This is a genomic window from Rhizobium sp. YJ-22 (genome assembly GCF_029601685.1).
Taxonomy (GTDB): Bacteria; Pseudomonadota; Alphaproteobacteria; order Rhizobiales; family Rhizobiaceae; genus Metarhizobium.
In genome coordinates this window covers 187,969-205,262 of the sequence record NZ_JARRIR010000001.1, presented here as the reverse complement: position 1 = coordinate 205,262, position 17,294 = coordinate 187,969, and the positions used below count along the sequence as shown (strand labels likewise).

General features: G+C 64.8%; 14 protein-coding genes and 2 tRNA genes. 5 read left to right on the top strand and 11 right to left on the bottom strand.

Going from position 1 to position 17,294, the window contains the following annotated elements:
- Window positions 1-64 precede the first annotated feature (64 nt).
- Together ppdK and P7F60_RS00990 are read left to right on the top strand one after the other, a co-directional pair.
- Window positions 65-2,737: a pyruvate, phosphate dikinase gene (gene ppdK, locus P7F60_RS00995; RefSeq protein ID WP_277915835.1), complete on the top strand. Its 2,673-nt coding sequence runs from the start codon at window positions 65-67 to the stop codon at window positions 2,735-2,737.
- A 110-nt stretch (window positions 2,738-2,847) separates the two neighbouring features.
- A complete protein-coding gene (locus P7F60_RS00990; protein ID WP_277915834.1) occupies window positions 2,848-3,759 on the top strand; it encodes a DUF1499 domain-containing protein in 912 nt (303 codons plus the stop codon).
- Between the two features lie 48 nt (window positions 3,760-3,807).
- On the opposite strand, the gene P7F60_RS00985 is transcribed toward P7F60_RS00990, so the two are convergent.
- From P7F60_RS00985 to P7F60_RS00975, 3 genes are all read right to left on the bottom strand, one after another.
- Window positions 3,808-4,704, bottom strand: a complete 897-nt coding sequence (locus P7F60_RS00985) for a LysR substrate-binding domain-containing protein (protein WP_277915833.1) — start codon at window positions 4,702-4,704, stop codon at window positions 3,808-3,810.
- A gap of 170 nt (window positions 4,705-4,874) precedes the next feature.
- Window positions 4,875-5,795, bottom strand: coding sequence for an MBL fold metallo-hydrolase (locus P7F60_RS00980; RefSeq protein ID WP_277915832.1), 921 nt, complete (start codon window positions 5,793-5,795; stop codon window positions 4,875-4,877).
- Entirely contained in the window at window positions 5,792-6,088 is a 297-nt protein-coding gene (locus tag P7F60_RS00975) for a cupin (RefSeq protein ID WP_277915831.1), read from the bottom strand. Before P7F60_RS00975 ends, P7F60_RS00980 begins: the two co-directional genes overlap by 4 nt.
- A 194-nt stretch (window positions 6,089-6,282) precedes the next feature.
- On the opposite strand from P7F60_RS00975, the gene P7F60_RS00970 reads away from it, so the two are divergent.
- Both P7F60_RS00970 and P7F60_RS00965 read left to right on the top strand, forming a co-directional pair.
- A tRNA-Gln gene (locus tag P7F60_RS00970) sits at window positions 6,283-6,357 on the top strand.
- Between the two features lie 127 nt (window positions 6,358-6,484).
- Complete coding sequence (locus tag P7F60_RS00965; protein ID WP_277915830.1) at window positions 6,485-6,955, top strand: DUF3597 domain-containing protein; 471 nt, start codon at window positions 6,485-6,487, stop codon at window positions 6,953-6,955.
- A 19-nt stretch (window positions 6,956-6,974) separates the two neighbouring features.
- On the opposite strand, the gene P7F60_RS00960 is transcribed toward P7F60_RS00965, so the two are convergent.
- Window positions 6,975-7,985, bottom strand: coding sequence for a LacI family DNA-binding transcriptional regulator (locus tag P7F60_RS00960; protein WP_277915829.1), 1,011 nt, complete (start codon window positions 7,983-7,985; stop codon window positions 6,975-6,977).
- A 343-nt stretch (window positions 7,986-8,328) separates the two neighbouring features.
- Window positions 8,329-8,405 (bottom strand) — tRNA-Pro (locus P7F60_RS00955).
- 401 nt (window positions 8,406-8,806) lie between these two features.
- Here P7F60_RS00955 and P7F60_RS00950 point away from each other — a divergent pair.
- Window positions 8,807-9,217 (top strand): hypothetical protein, encoded by a 411-nt coding sequence (locus tag P7F60_RS00950; protein WP_277915828.1) that lies wholly within the window; start codon window positions 8,807-8,809, stop codon window positions 9,215-9,217.
- A 43-nt stretch (window positions 9,218-9,260) separates the two neighbouring features.
- On the opposite strand, the gene cysN is transcribed toward P7F60_RS00950, so the two are convergent.
- The 6 genes from cysN to betB all read right to left on the bottom strand — a co-directional run bounded on the left by cysN (window position 9,261) and on the right by betB (window position 17,293).
- Complete coding sequence (gene cysN / locus P7F60_RS00945) at window positions 9,261-10,748, bottom strand: sulfate adenylyltransferase subunit CysN (protein WP_277915827.1); 1,488 nt, start codon at window positions 10,746-10,748, stop codon at window positions 9,261-9,263.
- A gap of 1 nt (window position 10,749) precedes the next feature.
- Window positions 10,750-11,703 (bottom strand): sulfate adenylyltransferase subunit CysD, encoded by a 954-nt coding sequence (cysD, locus tag P7F60_RS00940; protein ID WP_277915826.1) that lies wholly within the window; start codon window positions 11,701-11,703, stop codon window positions 10,750-10,752.
- A 118-nt stretch (window positions 11,704-11,821) separates the two neighbouring features.
- The gene (locus tag P7F60_RS00935; RefSeq protein ID WP_277915825.1) at window positions 11,822-12,562 is read right to left on the bottom strand and encodes a phosphoadenylyl-sulfate reductase; all 741 of its coding nucleotides are present in this window, start codon (window positions 12,560-12,562) and stop codon (window positions 11,822-11,824) included.
- Window positions 12,563-12,736: 174 nt separating this feature from the next.
- Window positions 12,737-14,083, bottom strand: coding sequence for a chloride channel protein (locus P7F60_RS00930; RefSeq protein WP_277915824.1), 1,347 nt, complete (start codon window positions 14,081-14,083; stop codon window positions 12,737-12,739).
- A 79-nt stretch (window positions 14,084-14,162) separates the two neighbouring features.
- Entirely contained in the window at window positions 14,163-15,815 is a 1,653-nt protein-coding gene (gene betA, locus P7F60_RS00925; protein WP_277915823.1) for a choline dehydrogenase, read from the bottom strand.
- A 14-nt stretch (window positions 15,816-15,829) separates the two neighbouring features.
- The gene (betB, locus tag P7F60_RS00920; RefSeq protein WP_277915822.1) at window positions 15,830-17,293 is read right to left on the bottom strand and encodes a betaine-aldehyde dehydrogenase; all 1,464 of its coding nucleotides are present in this window, start codon (window positions 17,291-17,293) and stop codon (window positions 15,830-15,832) included.
- Between the last annotated feature and the right edge of the window lies 1 nt (window position 17,294).

Here is a 17,294-nt window from a genome sequence, read left to right as displayed (position 1 = left end):
TCATCGGGTTCCATCTGGCGTAGTGTCATGCGCGAGGCGAGGGAACCTCGAGGGTGGGAACAGCATGACCAAGTGGGTGTACACGTTCGGGAATGGCAAGGCGGAAGGCCGGGCGAGCGATGTGACCCTTTTGGGCGGCAAGGGCGCCAATCTCGCGGAAATGGCGAGCCTCGGCCTGCCGGTTCCCCCCGGTCTTACCATCGTCACCGAGGCCTGTTCCTGGTTTTACACCCATGGCCGCACCCTGCCGGACGCCATGAAGGCACAGGTGCTGGACGGGCTGGCCCATATGGAAAAGGCGACCGGCCGGCGCTTCGGCGATCCCGAACGGCCGCTTTTGCTTTCCGTCCGTTCCGGCGGGCGTGCCTCCATGCCCGGCATGATGGATACCGTCCTCAATCTCGGCCTCAACGACCACACCGTCGAGGCGCTCGGCCACGATGCCGGCGACGCCCGTTTCGCGTGGGACAGCTATCGCCGCTTCATCCAGATGTATGGCGACGTCGTCCTCGGCCTCGATCACGAAGTTTTCGAGGAAATCCTCGAGGACGAGAAGGCCCGGCTCGGCCATGAATACGATACGGAACTCTCCGCCGTCGAATGGCAGCATATTACCCAACTCTACAAGGCGATGCTGGAAGAAGAACTGGGCGAGCCCTTCCCGCAGGATCCGCAGGAGCAGCTCTGGGGCGCCATCGCGGCGGTCTTCGCCAGCTGGATGAACGCCCGCGCCGTCACCTATCGCCAGCTCCACAATATACCCACCGCCTGGGGCACCGCCGTCAACGTCCAGGCCATGGTCTTCGGCAATCTCGGCAACAGCTCGGCCACCGGCGTCGCCTTTACCCGCAACCCGTCGACCGGCGTCAAGGAACTCTACGGAGAATTCCTCGTCAATGCCCAAGGAGAGGATGTCGTCGCCGGCATCCGCACGCCGCAAAGCATCACCGAGGCCGCCCGCATCGCGTCGGGCTCCGAAAAGCCGTCGCTGGAAAAGCTGATGCCGGAAGTGTTCGGCGAATTCAGCGCCATCTGCACCCGCCTCGAGGCCCATTACCGCGACATGCAGGATGTGGAATTCACCATCGAGCGCGGCAAGCTGTGGATGCTGCAGACCCGCACCGGCAAACGCACCGCCAAGGCGGCGATGCGCATCGCCGTCGACATGGTCGATGAAAAGCTGATCGGCCAGGACGAGGCGGTGACGCGCATCGAGCCGGCCTCGCTCGACCAGTTGCTGCACCCGACCATCGATCCGCGCTTCGAGCGCACGGTCATCGGCTCCGGCCTGCCGGCCTCACCCGGCGCGGCGACCGGCGAGATCGTCTTCACGGCGGAGGAAGCGGTCGAGGCCAGCGAGGCCGGCCGCAAGGTCATCCTCGTGCGCGTCGAGACCAGCCCGGAAGACATTCACGGCATGCACACCGCCGAGGGCATCCTGACCACGCGCGGCGGCATGACCAGCCATGCGGCGGTGGTGGCGCGCGGCATGGGCACGCCCTGCGTCGCCGGCGCCGGCACCATGCGCGTCGACCTGCGCGGCGAGCGGTTGATCGGGCTCGGCGGCGTCACGCTCGGCAAGGGCGATATCATCACCATCGACGGCTCCTCCGGCCAGGTGCTGAAGGGCGAGGTGCCGATGCTGCAGCCGGAACTGTCGGGCGATTTCGGCCGCATTATGGAATGGGCCGACCGCAACCGCCGCATGACGGTGCGCACCAATGCCGATACGCCGCAGGATGCCCGCGCCGCCCGCTCCTTCGGCGCCGAAGGCATCGGCCTGTGCCGCACCGAGCACATGTTCTTCGAGGGCGACCGCATCCATGTCATGCGCGAGATGATCCTCGCCGAGGGCGAGGAGGGCCGCCGCTTGGCGCTCGACAAGCTGTTGCCGATGCAGCGCTCGGATTTCACCGCGCTGTTTTCGATCATGCACGGCCTGCCGGTCACCATCCGCATGCTCGATCCGCCGCTGCATGAATTCCTGCCGAAATCCGATGCCGAGATCGCCGAGGTGGCGCAGGCGATGGGCATGGAGCCGGCGCATCTGCGCCAGCGCGTCGATGCGCTGCATGAGTTCAACCCCATGCTCGGCCATCGCGGTTGCCGTCTCGCCATTTCCTATCCCGAGATCGCCGAAATGCAGGCGCGCGCCATTTTCGAGGCGGCGGTGGAGGCGGCGCGCGAAACCGGCGCGCCGGTGGTGCCGGAAATCATGGTGCCGCTGGTCGGCCTGCGCGCCGAGCTGGATTACGTCAAGGGCTGCATCGATCGCGTCGCCCGCACCGTCATGGACGAGGCCGGCATGCGCATCGATTACCTCGTCGGCACGATGATCGAGCTGCCGCGCGCAGCCCTTCGCGCCCATTCCATCGCGGAAGCGGCCGAATTCTTCTCCTTCGGCACCAACGACCTGACGCAGACCACCTTCGGCATTTCCCGCGACGATGCCTCCGCCTTCCTCACCACCTACCAGCGCAAGGGCATCATCGAGCACGATCCCTTCATCTCGCTGGATTTCGACGGCGTCGGCGAGCTGATCCGCATCGCCACGGAGCGCGGCCGCCGCACCCGCAACGACATGAAGCTCGGCATCTGCGGCGAACACGGCGGTGATCCGGCCTCGATCCACTTCTGCGAGGATATCGGCCTGGACTATGTCTCCTGCTCGCCCTTCCGCGTGCCGATCGCCCGGCTTGCGGCAGCGCAGGCGGCGATCCGTGGCAAGAACGGATAAGGGGTGAGGGCAGCGGCAAAACGCTTGCTTGTCTCAACCGGGGCAAGGGGTTACAGATCGTGTGAACGTCCTGTCGACCGGATTCGCCGCTTGCCCCGGATAGCTGACCGATGACCATTCGTTACGACCGGCCGGTTTCGCATGCGGCCCATTTTTCCAGACGGATCGGCCAGTTTTCGCTGCTGCTGTTCGTGGTCGTGCTGGCCGCCCATCGCTTTTCGCTGATGCCGACGCCCTATTGTGTGGCGCTGGTGCTGCTCTCCGCCGGCTTCGCGCTGCTGGCTGTGCTGTTGGCATTGATCGGCCTCAACAGCCTGTGGCAGGTGGCGGCGCGTGGCGGCGGGGCGGCGACGGCCGGGCTGTTCTATGCACTGGCGCCGATCGCGCTTGTCGCCTGGGGCGCTTACGACTATTTTCGCTATCCGCCGATCTACGACATAACAACCGATATCGGCGATCCGCCGCCCTTCCTCGACTCCGTCAAGGCCGACCAGATCTGGCTACCGCGCAACGCCATCATTACCGACAGCGACCGGTTGCAGCAATTGTCGGCCTATCCCGGCCTGATCGGGCGCCGCTACAACGGCGCGCTCGACCGGGTCTTCGAGGCTGTGGAAAAGGTCAACGCCCAGAGCCGCATAAAAATCCGTCACGGCGACGGGCTGGAAAAGACCGAGGCCGATATCGCCGACCTGCCGGCCAAGCCGGCGGGCGCGGAAGAGGAGGCCGTGCCGGATACGCTGGACAACGTTCCCGTGCCGTTGCCGCGCCCCAACATCGCCTCCGACCTGCCGCTGATCGGCCAGCAGGGCGATGTGCTGCTGCAGGGCGAAACCCGCTCGCTGATCCTCGGTTTCCCCTCAGATGTCGTTATTCGCCTGCGCGAGGAGGCTGAGACGACGCTGGTCGATATCCGCGTCGTCTCTCGCTATGGCCAGCACGACCTCGGCTACGGCGCCACCGTCGCCGACGATTACCTCAAGGCGCTGGACTCGGAGCTTTTGGGGCTTTCCGGCGGTTGAAATCCGGCATTCCAGTAAAATGTAAAGTGGTTTGCGCCCGGACATGCCCTATGGGCTTGCGGCGAAGGCTGTGGAGAGCCAGTCGGCCAGTTGCCGCGCCGCCGGCGCCAGCCGCTGGAAATCGCGGGCGACGAGAAAATAGGCGCCGTGGACCAGCACCGGCTCGAAAAGCCGCACGATCCGGCCGGTCAGGAGATCTTCCCGCGCCATGGTGAGATCGACGATCGCGACGCCCTGGCCGCGCAGCGCCGATTGCAGCACGAGCGCGGCGTCGTCGAAGATCGGGCCGCGTTCGCTGCCCGTATCCGGCAGGCCCGCCGCCGCCAGCCAGCGCTTCCACAGGTCGCGGTTTTCCTCATGCACCAGCGGAAGATCGAGCAACTCGGCGGGTTCTCGCGGCATTCCCTGTTCGGCCAGCAGGGAGGGCGCGGCGACCACCGCCATCTCGCATTCGTAAAGCAGTCGCGCCTGCGTTTTCGGCCAGTTCCGCGCCGCCGGCGCATAGCGCACCGCCAGTACCGGCCCGTTGACGCGAAAGCTGACGAGGCGCGGATCGGAGTCGACCTGCACGTCGATATCGGGGTGCTGCGCATTGAATTGCGGCAGCGCCGGCAGTAGCCGCCCGGCGGCAAACGAGGGCTCGACGCTGATGCGCACCAGCGCCCGCGTCATCGGCGTCAGCGCCGCCGCCTGCACCGCGCCTTCCATCCGGTCGAAACAGGCGACGAGCACGTCGAGCAGGTCGCGGCCGGCCGGCGTCAGTTTGATCGCGCGGTGATGGCGCTCGAACAGGGCCTTGCCGAGTTGATCTTCCAGCCCGCGGATCTGCCGGCTGACCGCCGCCTGCGACACGAAAAGCTCCTCGGCGGCAAGCGTGATGCTTTCCAGCCGGCCGGCGGCCTCGAAGCTGCGCAGGGCCGTCAGCGGCAGGCGTCCGCGTTTCATTGGCATAACCTCAAGTCAATCGAAGCCGACGATAAACTCGTTTGAGGCCGGAGGCCAGACGGGCGCACAATTGGTCATCGATAACACGAGGAGATGTGCCATGGGCGAAGTCCTCGCCATTCTGCTGGACGTGGTCCGGCTGATGACATTGCAAACGGGCTCACGCCCGCTCAACCGGCCAGTTCGTATGCCGCCGCAAGCGAGGGATAACCCTCGGTCGCGATCAGACCCTTTTCGAGCAGATCCTCGATATGGGCCAGAACCGAAAGCCCCGCGGCCCCATGCAGGCGCGGATCGGTATCGCGATAAATGGCCTTCACCATATCGGCAATATGCCGGTCCCCGGCCTTGATCCGCTCCAGCACGGCGCGTTCGCGCATGCGCCGGTGGGTGCGCAGTGCCCTGAGGAAGGCCGGCGGATCGGCGACCGGTCCGCCATGGCCGGGAAAGAACATGCGGTCGTCGCGCTGAAGCAGCCTTTCGAGCGAGGCCATGTAGTCGCTCATGGCGCCATCCGGCGGCGCGACGATCGAGGTCGCCCAGGCCATGACATGATCGGCGGAAAACAGGATGCCGATGCCATCAAGCGCGAAGGCAGCGTGATTGGCGGTATGGCCGGGGGTGAGCACGGCGGAGAGCGTCCAGCCATCGCCCTCGACCCGGTCGCCCTCGCCAAGCGCGATGTCCGGGCGGAATTCGCTGTCGGCGCTTTCGGCGAAGGGATTGGTCTCGCCGGCATGCAGCGGCCGGGCGGCGCGATGCGGTCCCTCGGCGACGACGATGGCCCCGGTCGCCTCTTTCAACCGGCGGGTCAGCGGCGAGTGGTCGCGATGGGTGTGGCTGACGGCGATATGAGTGACCTCGCGGCCCTCCAGCGCCCGCATCAGCGCCGAAAAATGCGCCTCGTCCTCCGGCCCCGGATCGATGACCGCGACGGAGCGGCCGCCGACGATATAGCTGTTGGTGCCATGGAAGGTGAAGGGGCTGGGGTTGTTGACGGTCAGCCGCTGCACCCCGGGCGCCACCTCGACGGCGACGCCGTAGGCCGGATCGAAGCTGGTATCGAAAGGCGGAGGGGCGCTGTCCTTCACTTATATTCGATCTCGATGAACGACATGAATTCCGTGCCGCCATTGACGACATTGTGGGAGATGCCCGCCTCGCGGCGATAGGGCATGCCCCGGGCAACCTCGACGCGGCGGCTGCCACCTTCCTCCTCGATCAGGAAATGGCAATCGGTCATCGGCACGACGACGTAACCCAGCCCATGGACATGATGGCCGGTATCGGCGCCCGGCTCGAAATCCCAGCGGATGATGCGCACGACGTCGTCGTCGAGCAGGGTCGTGGGAATGGCGGGCGGTCTGGCGCGGAACTGGCTCATGTCTGTCTCCTCTTTCGCGCCCTTGCTAGCATGTTCGGCCCCGCCGCATAATCCCTTAAATCGGATTTGCCGGGCGCGACCACGCAAGCTTTCGCGCAGAAAACTGCACCATGTCTCAAGTTAGTGATTGTCGATGCCCTTAAGCTTTGCTAATCAGGCGCCGTCTCGGCGACGCGCTTCGCGCCTCGCCCTGGTGGGGCGTCGCCAAGCGGTAAGGCACCGGTTTTTGGTACCGGCATTCCCAGGTTCGAATCCTGGCGCCCCAGCCATTTTCTGAAATCCATCTATTGATTGTCCGGTGATTACGCTGCACGACTTGATTGCGTCGGTCGCTGCTCCATTTCCCGATTTCCCGGCCTTCGGCAGCGACCGGGTGAACGACAAGGGAGTTTTCAGATGGGTATTTTCAGTTCGATCAAGGAAAAACTTTTCGGCAAGGCGCATGCGGCCGAGACGGTTGAGACGGCTGCGGCACCTGCGCCGGCCGCGCCCGAGGCGGCCAAGCCGGTGACGGCGGGCGCGGCCGCAGCGCCGGCAGCGCCGGCACCGGGTGCGCAGCCGTCGGCCCCGTCCACTTCGGTAGCGCCGTCCGCTCCGGCCTCGACCGCGCCGGTCGATGTCGCCGCGATCATGGATGAGGCGGTGAAGAAGAATGGACAGAAGCTCGATTGGCGCCATTCGATCGTCGACATGATGAAGGCGCTTGATCTCGATTCCAGCCTGGCCGCCCGCAAGGAACTGGCCCAGGAACTGCATTACACCGGCGATACGAACGATTCCGCGACCATGAACGTCTGGCTGCACAAGGCGCTGATGAAGGCGCTGGCCGACAATGGCGGCAAGGTTCCGGCAGAATTGCTGGATTGAGACAGCGCGCCGGCCGGCATCAGGTGCCGGCCGGCCTGTCGCGCTGTGTCGATTGCCTTTCGAACAGGGTGAAGCCGATATCGACGACTTCGTCGCGGGATGCGGTCCCGCGTATGACGCGGATCATCATGTCGGCGGCCTGCTCGCCGAGGTCGTAGCGCGGCACCCGCACCGTCGTCAGCGATGGTTGCGCCAAAGCGGCATAATCGAGATCGTTGAAACCGCATATGCCGAAATCCTGCGGCACGCGGATGCCGAGCCGCTGGCATTCGAACAGGATGCCGAGCGCCAGATCGTCATTGTGGCAAAAGGCGCCGTCCGCATCCGGAATGGTGTCGAGAATCCGCCGTAGGAATCGCGATCCGAGCCCGACGCTGCTCGGCGCATCGTCGAAGATCTCCCAGGCGGGATCGTAGACGCCGGCATCGCGCATCGCATTCTCGTAGCCTTCGCGGCGCAGCAGACTTCCGCCGCGCGGCCGGCCGTCGACCAGCGCGATGCGGCGATAGCCCTTGTCGAGCATGTGGCGGGTCGCCATGCGGCTGGCCAGTTCCGTATCGATACCGATCACCGAGCCTGCCCGTTCGCTGCTGACATCGCTGATCTGCACGATCGGGCAGGGCGCATGCCGCAGCCGCGCCAGCGTTTCGCCGGCCGGAGCGACGCCGACGAAGATCAGCCCGCTCGGGCGCTGGGCGAGCAGCATGCGCACCTTCTGCTCCATCGTCGCCTGGTCGAACCGGGTATTGGCGTACTGGATGCCGAAGCCGCTGCCGCAGAGCCGATCCTCGATGCCGGTCATGATGTCGAGCAGCGGCACATGGGTGAGCGTCGGCATGATGAGGCCGATGACGCCGCTGTCGCGGCTGGCGAGCGCCCGTGCCGCGAGATCGGGCACATACCCCATCTGCTCGACGGTTTCGAGAATACGGTTGCGCAATTCCGGCGACACTCGGCCGGGGACGCGCAAGGCGCGCGAAACTGTGATGGCGCTCACTCCGACAACGCGCGCGACGTCGCTCAACGTCACCCGGCTCTTGTCCCCGCGTGTGTGTCTGCCCCTCAATCCCTGTCCCTTACCCGCAATTTCAGGCTAGTCGCACCTTGTCCTGCAATCAAGGCGTGCTGTGAATTATCACCTTTTCATATAAGCATATGATGAACGAATAAAGTGCGAATTCTAGCGCGATTTCTAGGGAGTAGACCGTGCCCGCATCTTATGCGCCGGTGTTTTCGCGACGGCGACTGGCAGGGACGGCGCGGCGGGAGCGTGGAAAAGCGATTGCAACGGGTTGCAGCGGCCTGCGCAATACGGCTAGCCGGATGCATCTGCTGTTCTTGGCGGTGAACGATCAAATCGGGAGGGTTTCAACTGGTCGGAGTGGCAAGATTCGAACTTGCGACCCCCACGTCCCGAACGTGGTGCGCTACCAGACTGCGCTACACTCCGTGACCAGTGGCGCCTCTATAGACCAGCGATTTTGGATAGACAAGCGGGGTGCGACAAAAAAATGAAGGGATCGATGAAAAAAAATCAGCTGCACGCGGGACCCCCGATAAGCGATTGAAAAGGCGGGGGGAAATTCGGTGCCCTGCGGGAAGGCGGGTGCTGCGGCGGCCTTGCGCCCAGCTTTCATGGTGGCGGCGCGGTGACGCTTGCAAGAATTCTGCGGGCTGCGCGCGAATGGTGATTTTCTTCCGGCGAAATTGGCGCTAGAGCGGGCGCGGACAGCCGCGAAACCGCCTTTTCCCAAGGGTTTCGTCTCGCGGCCGGGGACGACAGCATTTCCTGGAAACGTGCGAACCGGTCGGGAAATGCGACCATGCTAGATGATCAAGGGACATGAGATCATGAATTTGCGCATTCTTACCCTGGGGGGGCTGATGCTGGCTCTCGCCGGATGCACCACCACAGGCGGCATTGCCAGCAACCCGCTCGAAGCCCGCTGGAACGGCAAGTCGGCCGGCACCTTCTTCGCCGCTTACGGCCCGCCGATCTCCGACGTCGAAACCGGCTCGGCCACCGTCTATACCTGGCGCGGCGGCTACAAGACGGTTCGCGTTCCTGCCAAATACGAGGAAGGCGAAAAGGGCAAGAAGGGCAAGCGTATTGCCGCAGCCAAGACCGTCTACCTGCGCTGTGAAGCCCGCATCACCGTCGGCCAGGATTATCTGATCCGCGATATCCAGGCGATCGCCGACCGCCCTGGCGCCAACGGCCCGTCCTACTGCGCCGAATTCCTAGACGCCGCGAAAAAGTAAAGAATGAAAATAGCGAGGGGGCCTTTCGGCCCCCTTTTTCGTCTTAGATGTCGCTCGCCGCGTCGTCCCAGAACTGGGCGGCTTCCGCCGCGGTCAGGCGCTTGACCTCGGCTTCGTGGCGGCGGCTGGCGAAGAGTTCGCTGGCCATGATCTGGTCGGCGAGATCGGCCGGCAGCGACAGGATGACGCGGTTGCCGTCGCGGTGGATGCCGTCGACGGTCGCCTGCTTGCCGGTCACCATGCCGCCGGCCACCGTGTTGTTGGTATCCGGGTCGATCAGGATGAAAGCGCCGGTGGCGCGGTTCTGCTCGTAGGGGTCGAAGATCGCCGCCTCGTCGAAGGATAGCTTCACCTTGCCGATGGCGTTCATCGGCAGGGATTCGGCCGCATTCCACGCGCCGGACTTGAGGTCGAGCAGGGTCAGCGGCTGGACGCTGACGCGCTGGCGGCGCGTACCGGCCTTCAGCCAATAGCGCTTGGTCGGCTGGATGCCTTCCGGCTGCAGCGCGACGATCTGGGCGTCGAAGGAGAGGCCCACCTGCGGCTGGCTGTCGATGGAGACGATCATGTCGCCGCGCGCCACGTCCACCTGCCGGTCGAGCACGAGGGTGATGGCGTCGCCGGCAACGGCGGCATTGCGCACCAGGTCGAAGGTGACGATCTGCGTGACATTGGCGACCATGCCCGAGGGCAGGATGGCGACGGAATCGCCCGGCTTCACCGAGCCGCCGGCAACCGTGCCCTGATAGCCGCGAAAACTTTCGCCCGGGCGTGAGACGCGCTGCACCGGCAGGCGGAAACCGACCGCCTGCGACGAGCGGATGGTCGCCAGTTCCAGCGCCTCCACCAGCGTCGGGCCGTCATACCAGGGCATGGCGGCCTTGCCTTCGTAGACGACGTTCTCGCCCTTCAGCGCCGACATCGGGATCGCCGTCACCTGCTTGACGCCAAGCGACAGCGCGATCTCGCGGAATTCATGGGTGATGCGCTCGAAGCCGGCGCGGTCGTAATGCGTCAGGTCGATCTTGTTGACGGCCAGCACGAACTGGCGGATGCCCATCAGCGCCGCGATGGTGGCGTGGCGGCGGGTCTGCTCCAGGATGCCGGCGCGCGCATCGACCAGCAGCACGGCGAGATCGGCGGTCGAGGCGCCGGTCGCCATGTTGCGGGTATATTGCTCGTGGCCGGGCGTATCGGCGACGATGAAGGAGCGGCGGTCGGTGGCGAAATAGCGATAAGCGACATCGATGGTGATGCCCTGTTCGCGTTCGGCCTGGAGACCGTCGAGCAGCAGCGCGAAATCGGGCAGGCCGAGATCGTTCTGCTTGCCGCTGTCGCGCTTCAGGGTCGCGGCCTGGTCTTCCTTCACCGCCTTGGTGTCCCAGAGCAGGCGGCCGATCAGCGTCGACTTGCCGTCGTCGACGCTGCCGCAGGTGATGAGACGCAGCGGCCTGGAATCGCGCGCCGCCGGCGCCTTGGCAGGCGCAGCTTCGGGCAGGATGGAAAGAGTTGCGGAGTGCTGGGCGGTCATCTCAGAAATATCCTTCGCGCTTCTTCTTTTCCATCGAGCCGGACTGGTCGCGGTCGATGGCGCGGCCCTGTCGTTCCGATACGGTTGCGATTTCGAGTTCGGCGATCACGTCTTCGAGGGTGGTGGCTTCGGAGCGGATCGCGCCGGTCAGCGGGAAGCAGCCGAGCGTGCGGAAGCGGATCATGCCTTCCTGTTTGACTTCGCCGGGCAGCAGTTCCAGGCGCGGATCCTCGGCGAGGATCATCATGCCGTCGCGTTCCACGAACGGGCGCTTGGCGGCGTAATAGAGCGGCACCAGCGGAATGTCCTCGGCCTGGATGTAGCGCCAGATATCGACTTCCGTCCAGTTCGACAGCGGGAAGGCGCGCACGCTTTCGCCCTGGCGGATCATGCCGTTATAGATGTTCCACAGTTCCGGGCGCTGGTTGCGCGGATCCCAGCGATGGTCGGGGGTGCGGAAGGAATAGATGCGTTCCTTGGCGCGGCTGGCTTCCTCGTCGCGGCGCGCGCCACCGAAGGCGGCGTCGAACTTGCCGGCATCGAGCGCATGGCGCAGCGCTTCCGTCTTCATGATGTCGGTGTAGAGCGCCGAGCCATGGGTGAACGGCGTGATGTTTTCGGATGCTCCGCGCGGATTGATATGCTCGATCAGGTCGAGATCGTATTTCTTGACGATCTCGTCGCGGAAGGCGATCATTTCCTTGAACTTCCAGCCGGTGTTCACATGCAGCAGCGGGAAGGGCACGCGGCCGGGATAAAAGGCCTTGCGGGCGAGATGCAGCAGGACGGAACTATCCTTGCCGATCGAATAGAGCATCACCGGGCGCTCGAATTCGGCCGCGACCTCCCGGAAGATGTGGATCGCCTCGTTTTCCAGCGCCTTGAGGTGCGGATCGAGCGGCGGCTTGGTGGATTGCGGATTTCTCAGTTCCTGCTCAGGGCGGGCATCGGACATTCATAAACTCCAGAAAACCTTTGAGATGGCGAAGCGGCTGTCCCAAGGCCGCGCCCCGCCCGGGAGGAGAGGGCGGGGTCGCAGGGGAGGAAGGGTCAGGCGGCGCTGCGCATTCGGTTCATTGTGCGATGGCGGTTGCGGGTGTTTCGTGGACATGCAGCCCGCATTCGCGTTTTTCGTCGTTTTCCCACCACCAGCGGCCGGCGCGCTCCGGCTCGCCGGGCTTGATGGCGCGGGTGCAGGGCTCGCAGCCGATGGACGGGTAACCGCGCGCATGCAGCGGATTGACCGGCACGCTTTCGGCCTCGACATAGGCGTTGATCGCCGCAATGTCCCAGTCGGCCAACGGATTGACCTTGATCAGACAGCGCTCGGGATCGTATTCGGCAAACGGCGTTTCGGCGCGGTTGCCGGACTGGCCGCGGCGCAGGCCGGTGATCCAGACGGTGGCGCCTTCGAGCGCCTTCGCCAGCGGCTTCAGCTTGCGCACGCCGCAACAGGCATGGCGCGCCTCGACGCTTTCATAGAAGCCGTTGAGGCCGTATTTGGCCGCATAGGCGTCGATATCGGCCTGCTCGGGATGGAAGCGGCGGATCGACATGCCGAAGCGCTCCTCGGTCTCGGCGATCAGCGCTATGGTTTCGGGAAACAGGCGGCCGGTTTCGAGCGTGACGACATCGATCGGCAGGCGCTGCGTGCCGATGACGGCAGCGATGACCTGATCCTCGATGCCAAGCGAGGTGGTGAAGACAGCGCGACCGCCAAGACCGGCGACCATCGACAGCCGCCCGGCAAGATCGAGCCCCGCCAGGGTGTCGTTCAACGCGGCGGCATCCGCAATGGATTGATGTGCAGTCATGAAAACAGATCCGGATTCAACTTGGCCGGATTATTTCAGTTTGCAGCGCAGCAGGACAGAAATAGCCATCCCGAATCGTGACGGGCTAGAGCAAATATCTCTTCGAAGCCTCGATCCGGTAGAAAACGAAAGGCCACTCTAAAACGAGATTATCTACCTTTTTTATAGATTTTGTCAAGCGGGAGAGGCGTGATCTTCAGCCCGCCGCGCCCTCAGCGCTGCGGCGATGAACACCCGCGACAGGCCGTGATAGAGCGGCTCGCGCGAGATCAGCCGCGAGGTGACATAGCCGATCATCGCCACCGCCATGATCGGGATGACTGCCTCGTGGTCGCCGGTCATTTCGAGGATGATGACGAAGGCGGTCATCGGCGCCTGCACCACGCCGGCGAAATAGCCGGCCATGCCGAGGATCGCCGCGAGCGGGATGCTGACGCCGAGCAACTGTCCGATGCTGCTGCCAAGGCCGGCGCCGACCGACAGCGACGGCGCGAAAATGCCGCCGGGAATGCCGGACAGCATCGACAGGAAGCTGGCGGCGAGCTTGGTCAGGAAGAAATACCAGGGCAGCGCCTGGCCTTCGATCGCGCCGCGCGCCTGTTCGTAGCCTGTGCCGAAGGTATGGCCGCCGCTGGCGACGCCGATCACCGCCACCGCCAGGCCGCAGAGACCGGCGACCAGCAGCATGCGTTTTACGGGATCGGGATGCGCCCAGCGGCGCAACCGCTGCCCGAGCCTGAGCGCCAGCGCGCTGAACAGCGCCCCGAGCGCCCCGCCGCCGACGCCGCAGAACAGGACGAGGCTCCATTCGCGCGCCCCGACCGGCATCACATGCGTCGAGCCGAAATAATTATAGCTGCCGGACAGCCCCAGCGCCGCAAGGCCGGAGAGGATGACGGCGGTCAGCACGATGCCGTTGGCGCGCGATTGGTAGCTGCGGCTCATCTCCTCGATGGCGAAGACGATGCCGGCCAGCGGCGTGTTGAAGGCGGCGGCGATGCCGGCGGCGGAGCCGGCGAGGATCAGCCCGCGGGCCTGCGCCATGCCACCGAAGCGGGCGACGGCGAGCATGATCGACGAGCCCACCTGCACCGTCGGCCCCTCGCGCCCGATCGAGGCGCCGCAGAACAGGCCGACGACGGTGAGCAGGATCTTGCCGAAGGCGAGCCGCAGCGACAGCAGCCGCTTGCGGTCGAGATCGTCGTTGAGATGGCGCGCGGCGATCGCCTGCGGAATGCCGCTTCCCTGCGAATTTGGAAACAGCCGCGCCGCCAGATAGCTGCAGAGCACGAAGCCGGCCGGCGTCAGCAGGAGCGGCAGCAGATAGGCCAGCGGATGCACCGCCGTCGCCGCCTTGAACAGATGCTGCGCCGCATCCGCCGCCCGCGCGAAGCCGACGCTGATCACCCCAATCGCCAAGGCCCCTGCCCAGAAGACGATCCTCGGTTTCCAGAGTGCCCAGGAGCCCCAGACGACACGCGACCGGCGGAGCATTTTCATCTTCTTGTAATCGGCGGGCATCACGACTTTTCTACGCTGAGATCAACGTCTCCTTATCCGCCGCATGATCTCCCATTGCAACCGCATCTTTGTCGTGGCTTCACCGGTCGCTTTCCCGCCAGCGCGGATTGATCCACGGTTCCTGGTTGGAGCGGGGCAGGGGCTGCTTGCCGAGAATGTGGTCGGCGGCCTTTTCGCCGGTCATGATCGACGGGCCGTTGAGATTGCCATAGGTCACATGCGGGAAGATCGAGCTGTCGGCGACACGCAAGGCTTCGATGCCGATGACCCGGCATTCGGGATCGACGACCGCCGTCGGGTCCGTCGCCGCGCCCATCTTGCAGGTACCGCAGGGGTGATAGGCGCTTTCCAGATGCTCGCGCAGGAAGGCGTCGATCTGCTCGTCACTCTGGACGGACTCGCCCGGCTGGATTTCCGGCCCGCGAAACGCGTCGAAAGCCTTCTGGCCGAAAATCTCGCGGGTGAGGCGCACGCAGTGGCGGAATTTTTCCCAGTCTTCCGGGTGGCTCATATAATTGAAGCGGATCACCGGATCGGCCTTCGGATCGGAAGAACGCAGGGTGACGTTGCCGCGCGATTTCGACAGGTTGTAGCCGACATGCACCTGGAAACCATGGCTCTTGGCGGCGGCCTTGCCGTCATAGGAGATGGCGACCGGCAGGAAGTGATACTGGATATCCGGCTGCCGCACGCCCGGCGCGGAGCGCAGGAAGGCGCAGGCCTCGAACTGGTTCGAGGCGCCGAGCCCGCCCTTGGACAGCAGCCATTGCGCGCCGGCGACCCCCTGCCAGAACCAGGGCAGCCAGGAATACAGCGACACCGGCTTGGTCGAGACCTGCTGGAAATAGAATTCCATATGGTCCTGAAGATTGGCGCCGACGCCGGGACGGTCGACCTTCACCTCGATGCCCATGTCCTTCAGGTGCTGCGCCGGGCCGATGCCGGAGAGCATCAGCAGTTTCGGCGAGTTGAAGGAGGAGGCGGCGACGATCACCTCGCGCTTCGCCCTGACGACCTCGACCTTGCCGCCCCGCTCGATTTCGACGCCGACCGCCCGGCCGTTCTCGATGACGATCTTTCGCGCGAAGCAGTGGATGAGTTCGACATTCGGCCGCTTCAGCGCCGGCTTGAGATAGGCATTGGCGGCCGACCAGCGCCGGCCCTGGTAGATGGTCTGCTCCATCAACCCGAAGCCTTCCTGTTTCGAGCCGTTATAATCCTGCGTCGTCTCGAAACCGGCCTGTTGGCCGGCCTGGATGAAGGCGTGGAACAGCGGATTGGTCATCGGCCCGCGCTGCACATGCAGCGGCCCGTCGGTGCCACGCCAGCCTTCCTCGCCGCCATGGCTGTGCTCCATGCGCTTGAAATAGGGCAGCACGTCCGCATAAGCCCAGCCCTGCGCGCCGAGCGCCTCCCAGCGGTTGAAATCCTCGGCATGGCCGCGCACATAGACGAGACCATTGATCGAGGAAGAGCCGCCGATCACCTTTCCACGGGGCGCGGTGATGCGGCGGTTATTCAGATTCGGCTCGGGCTCCGAGAGATAGCCCCAGTTGTAGCGCTTCATGCTCATCGGCCAGGCAAGGGCCGCCGGCATCTGGATGAACGGACCGAAATCGCTGCCGCCGAATTCCAGCACGGCCACCTTGTGCTTGCCGTCCTCCGACAGCCGGTAAGCCATGGCCGAACCCGCCGAGCCGGAGCCGATGATGACGAAATCTGCGTTCTGCATTGTTTTTCTTTCTATCAGTACGGTGCCTGAACCGGACCGGTGCCGACATAGACGGTCTTGAGCTCGGAATAATGCTCCAGCGCGGCGGCCGAGTTTTCGCGGCCGAAGCCGGATTGCTTGGAGCCGCCGAAGGGAATTTCGACCGGCGCGAGGTTGTAGGCGTTGATCCACAACGTGCCGGCTTCCAACTGGTCGACGACGCGGTGGGCGCGCGAAAGATCGCTGGTGAAGACGCCGCCGGAGAGGCCGAATTCGGTGGCGTTAGCGCGGGCGATGACCTCGGCCTCGTCATCGAAATCGAGCACGCACATGACAGGCCCGAAGATTTCCTCGCGGGCGATGGTCATCTCGTCGGTGACGTCGGCGAAGACGGTCGGCTGCACGTAATAGCCTTCGCCGGCAACATTGTTGGGAATGCCGCCGCCGGTGAGAAGCGTTGCGCCCTCGGCCTTGCCCTTCTCGATATAGGCAAGAACCTTAGCGCGCTGCGCCCAGGAGACCATCGGGCCGAGCTGCGTCGCCTCGTCCATGGGATCGCCGATCAGGATTTTTTCGGTGCGCTCCTTGAGGCGGGCGAGGAAGGTGTCCTTGATCTTCTTCTGCACGAAGACGCGGGTGCCGTTCGAGCAGACCTGGCCGGTGGAGTAGAAATTGCCGAGCATCGCCCCGCCGATGGCCGAATCGATATCGGCATCCTCGAAGACGATCAGCGGCGACTTGCCGCCGAGTTCCATGGTCACATGCTTGAGATGGCCGGCGGCGGCTGCCGCCACCTTGCGCCCGGTCGGCACCGAGCCGGTCAACGACACCTTGGCGACATCGGGATGGTTGACGAGCAGCGGCCCGGTGTCACGGTCGCCCTGGATGACGTTGTAGAGGCCCTTGGGCAGACCGGCCTCGTGCAGGATTTCGGCGATTTTCAGCGCGCCGAGCGGGGTGTTTTCCGAGGGCTTGAAGACCATGGCATTGCCGGCGATCAGCGCCGGCGCGCCCTTCCAGCAGGCGATCTGCTGCGGATAGTTCCAGGCGCCGATGCCGACGCAGACGCCGAGCGGCACCCGCTTGGTATAGGCGAAATCGCCGCCGAGTGGGATGTAGTCGCCGTTCAGCGCCGTGGCGGCGATGCCGCCGAAGAATTCGAAGGAATCCGCGCCCGAGGTCGGGTCGGCGACGATGGTTTCCTGGATCGGCTTGCCGGTATCCAGCGTTTCCAGCTCGGAAAGCTCGCGGTTGCGCTCGCGCATGATCTCGGCGGCGCGCTTGAGGATGCGGCCGCGCGCGGTCGGGCTCATGGCAGCCCATTCCGGCTGGGCGCGCTTGGCGGCCGCGATCGCCTTTTCGATAATGGCGGGGGTTGCCGCATGCAGGCGGGCGATGACTTCGCCGGTCGCCGGATACAGGCTTTCGATCACCGTGCCGTCGGTGTCCTCGACATAGTCGCCATCAATGAAGTGCGAGGCTTTCGGTTGGGCTTTCATC

Coding starts and splice junctions, on each gene's coding strand:
- ppdK (WP_277915835.1), top strand. CDS start 65: ATGACCAAGTGGGTGTACACGTTCGGGAATGGCAAGGCGGAAGGCCGG.
- P7F60_RS00990 (WP_277915834.1), top strand. CDS start 2,848: ATGACCATTCGTTACGACCGGCCGGTTTCGCATGCGGCCCATTTTTCC.
- P7F60_RS00985 (WP_277915833.1), bottom strand. CDS start 4,704: ATGAAACGCGGACGCCTGCCGCTGACGGCCCTGCGCAGCTTCGAGGCC.
- P7F60_RS00975 (WP_277915831.1), bottom strand. CDS start 6,088: ATGAGCCAGTTCCGCGCCAGACCGCCCGCCATTCCCACGACCCTGCTC.
- P7F60_RS00965 (WP_277915830.1), top strand. CDS start 6,485: ATGGGTATTTTCAGTTCGATCAAGGAAAAACTTTTCGGCAAGGCGCAT.
- P7F60_RS00950 (WP_277915828.1), top strand. CDS start 8,807: ATGAATTTGCGCATTCTTACCCTGGGGGGGCTGATGCTGGCTCTCGCC.
- cysN (WP_277915827.1), bottom strand. CDS start 10,748: ATGACCGCCCAGCACTCCGCAACTCTTTCCATCCTGCCCGAAGCTGCG.
- cysD (WP_277915826.1), bottom strand. CDS start 11,703: ATGTCCGATGCCCGCCCTGAGCAGGAACTGAGAAATCCGCAATCCACC.
- P7F60_RS00935 (WP_277915825.1), bottom strand. CDS start 12,562: ATGACTGCACATCAATCCATTGCGGATGCCGCCGCGTTGAACGACACC.
- P7F60_RS00930 (WP_277915824.1), bottom strand. CDS start 14,083: ATGCCCGCCGATTACAAGAAGATGAAAATGCTCCGCCGGTCGCGTGTC.
- betA (WP_277915823.1), bottom strand. CDS start 15,815: ATGCAGAACGCAGATTTCGTCATCATCGGCTCCGGCTCGGCGGGTTCG.
- betB (WP_277915822.1), bottom strand. CDS start 17,293: ATGAAAGCCCAACCGAAAGCCTCGCACTTCATTGATGGCGACTATGTC.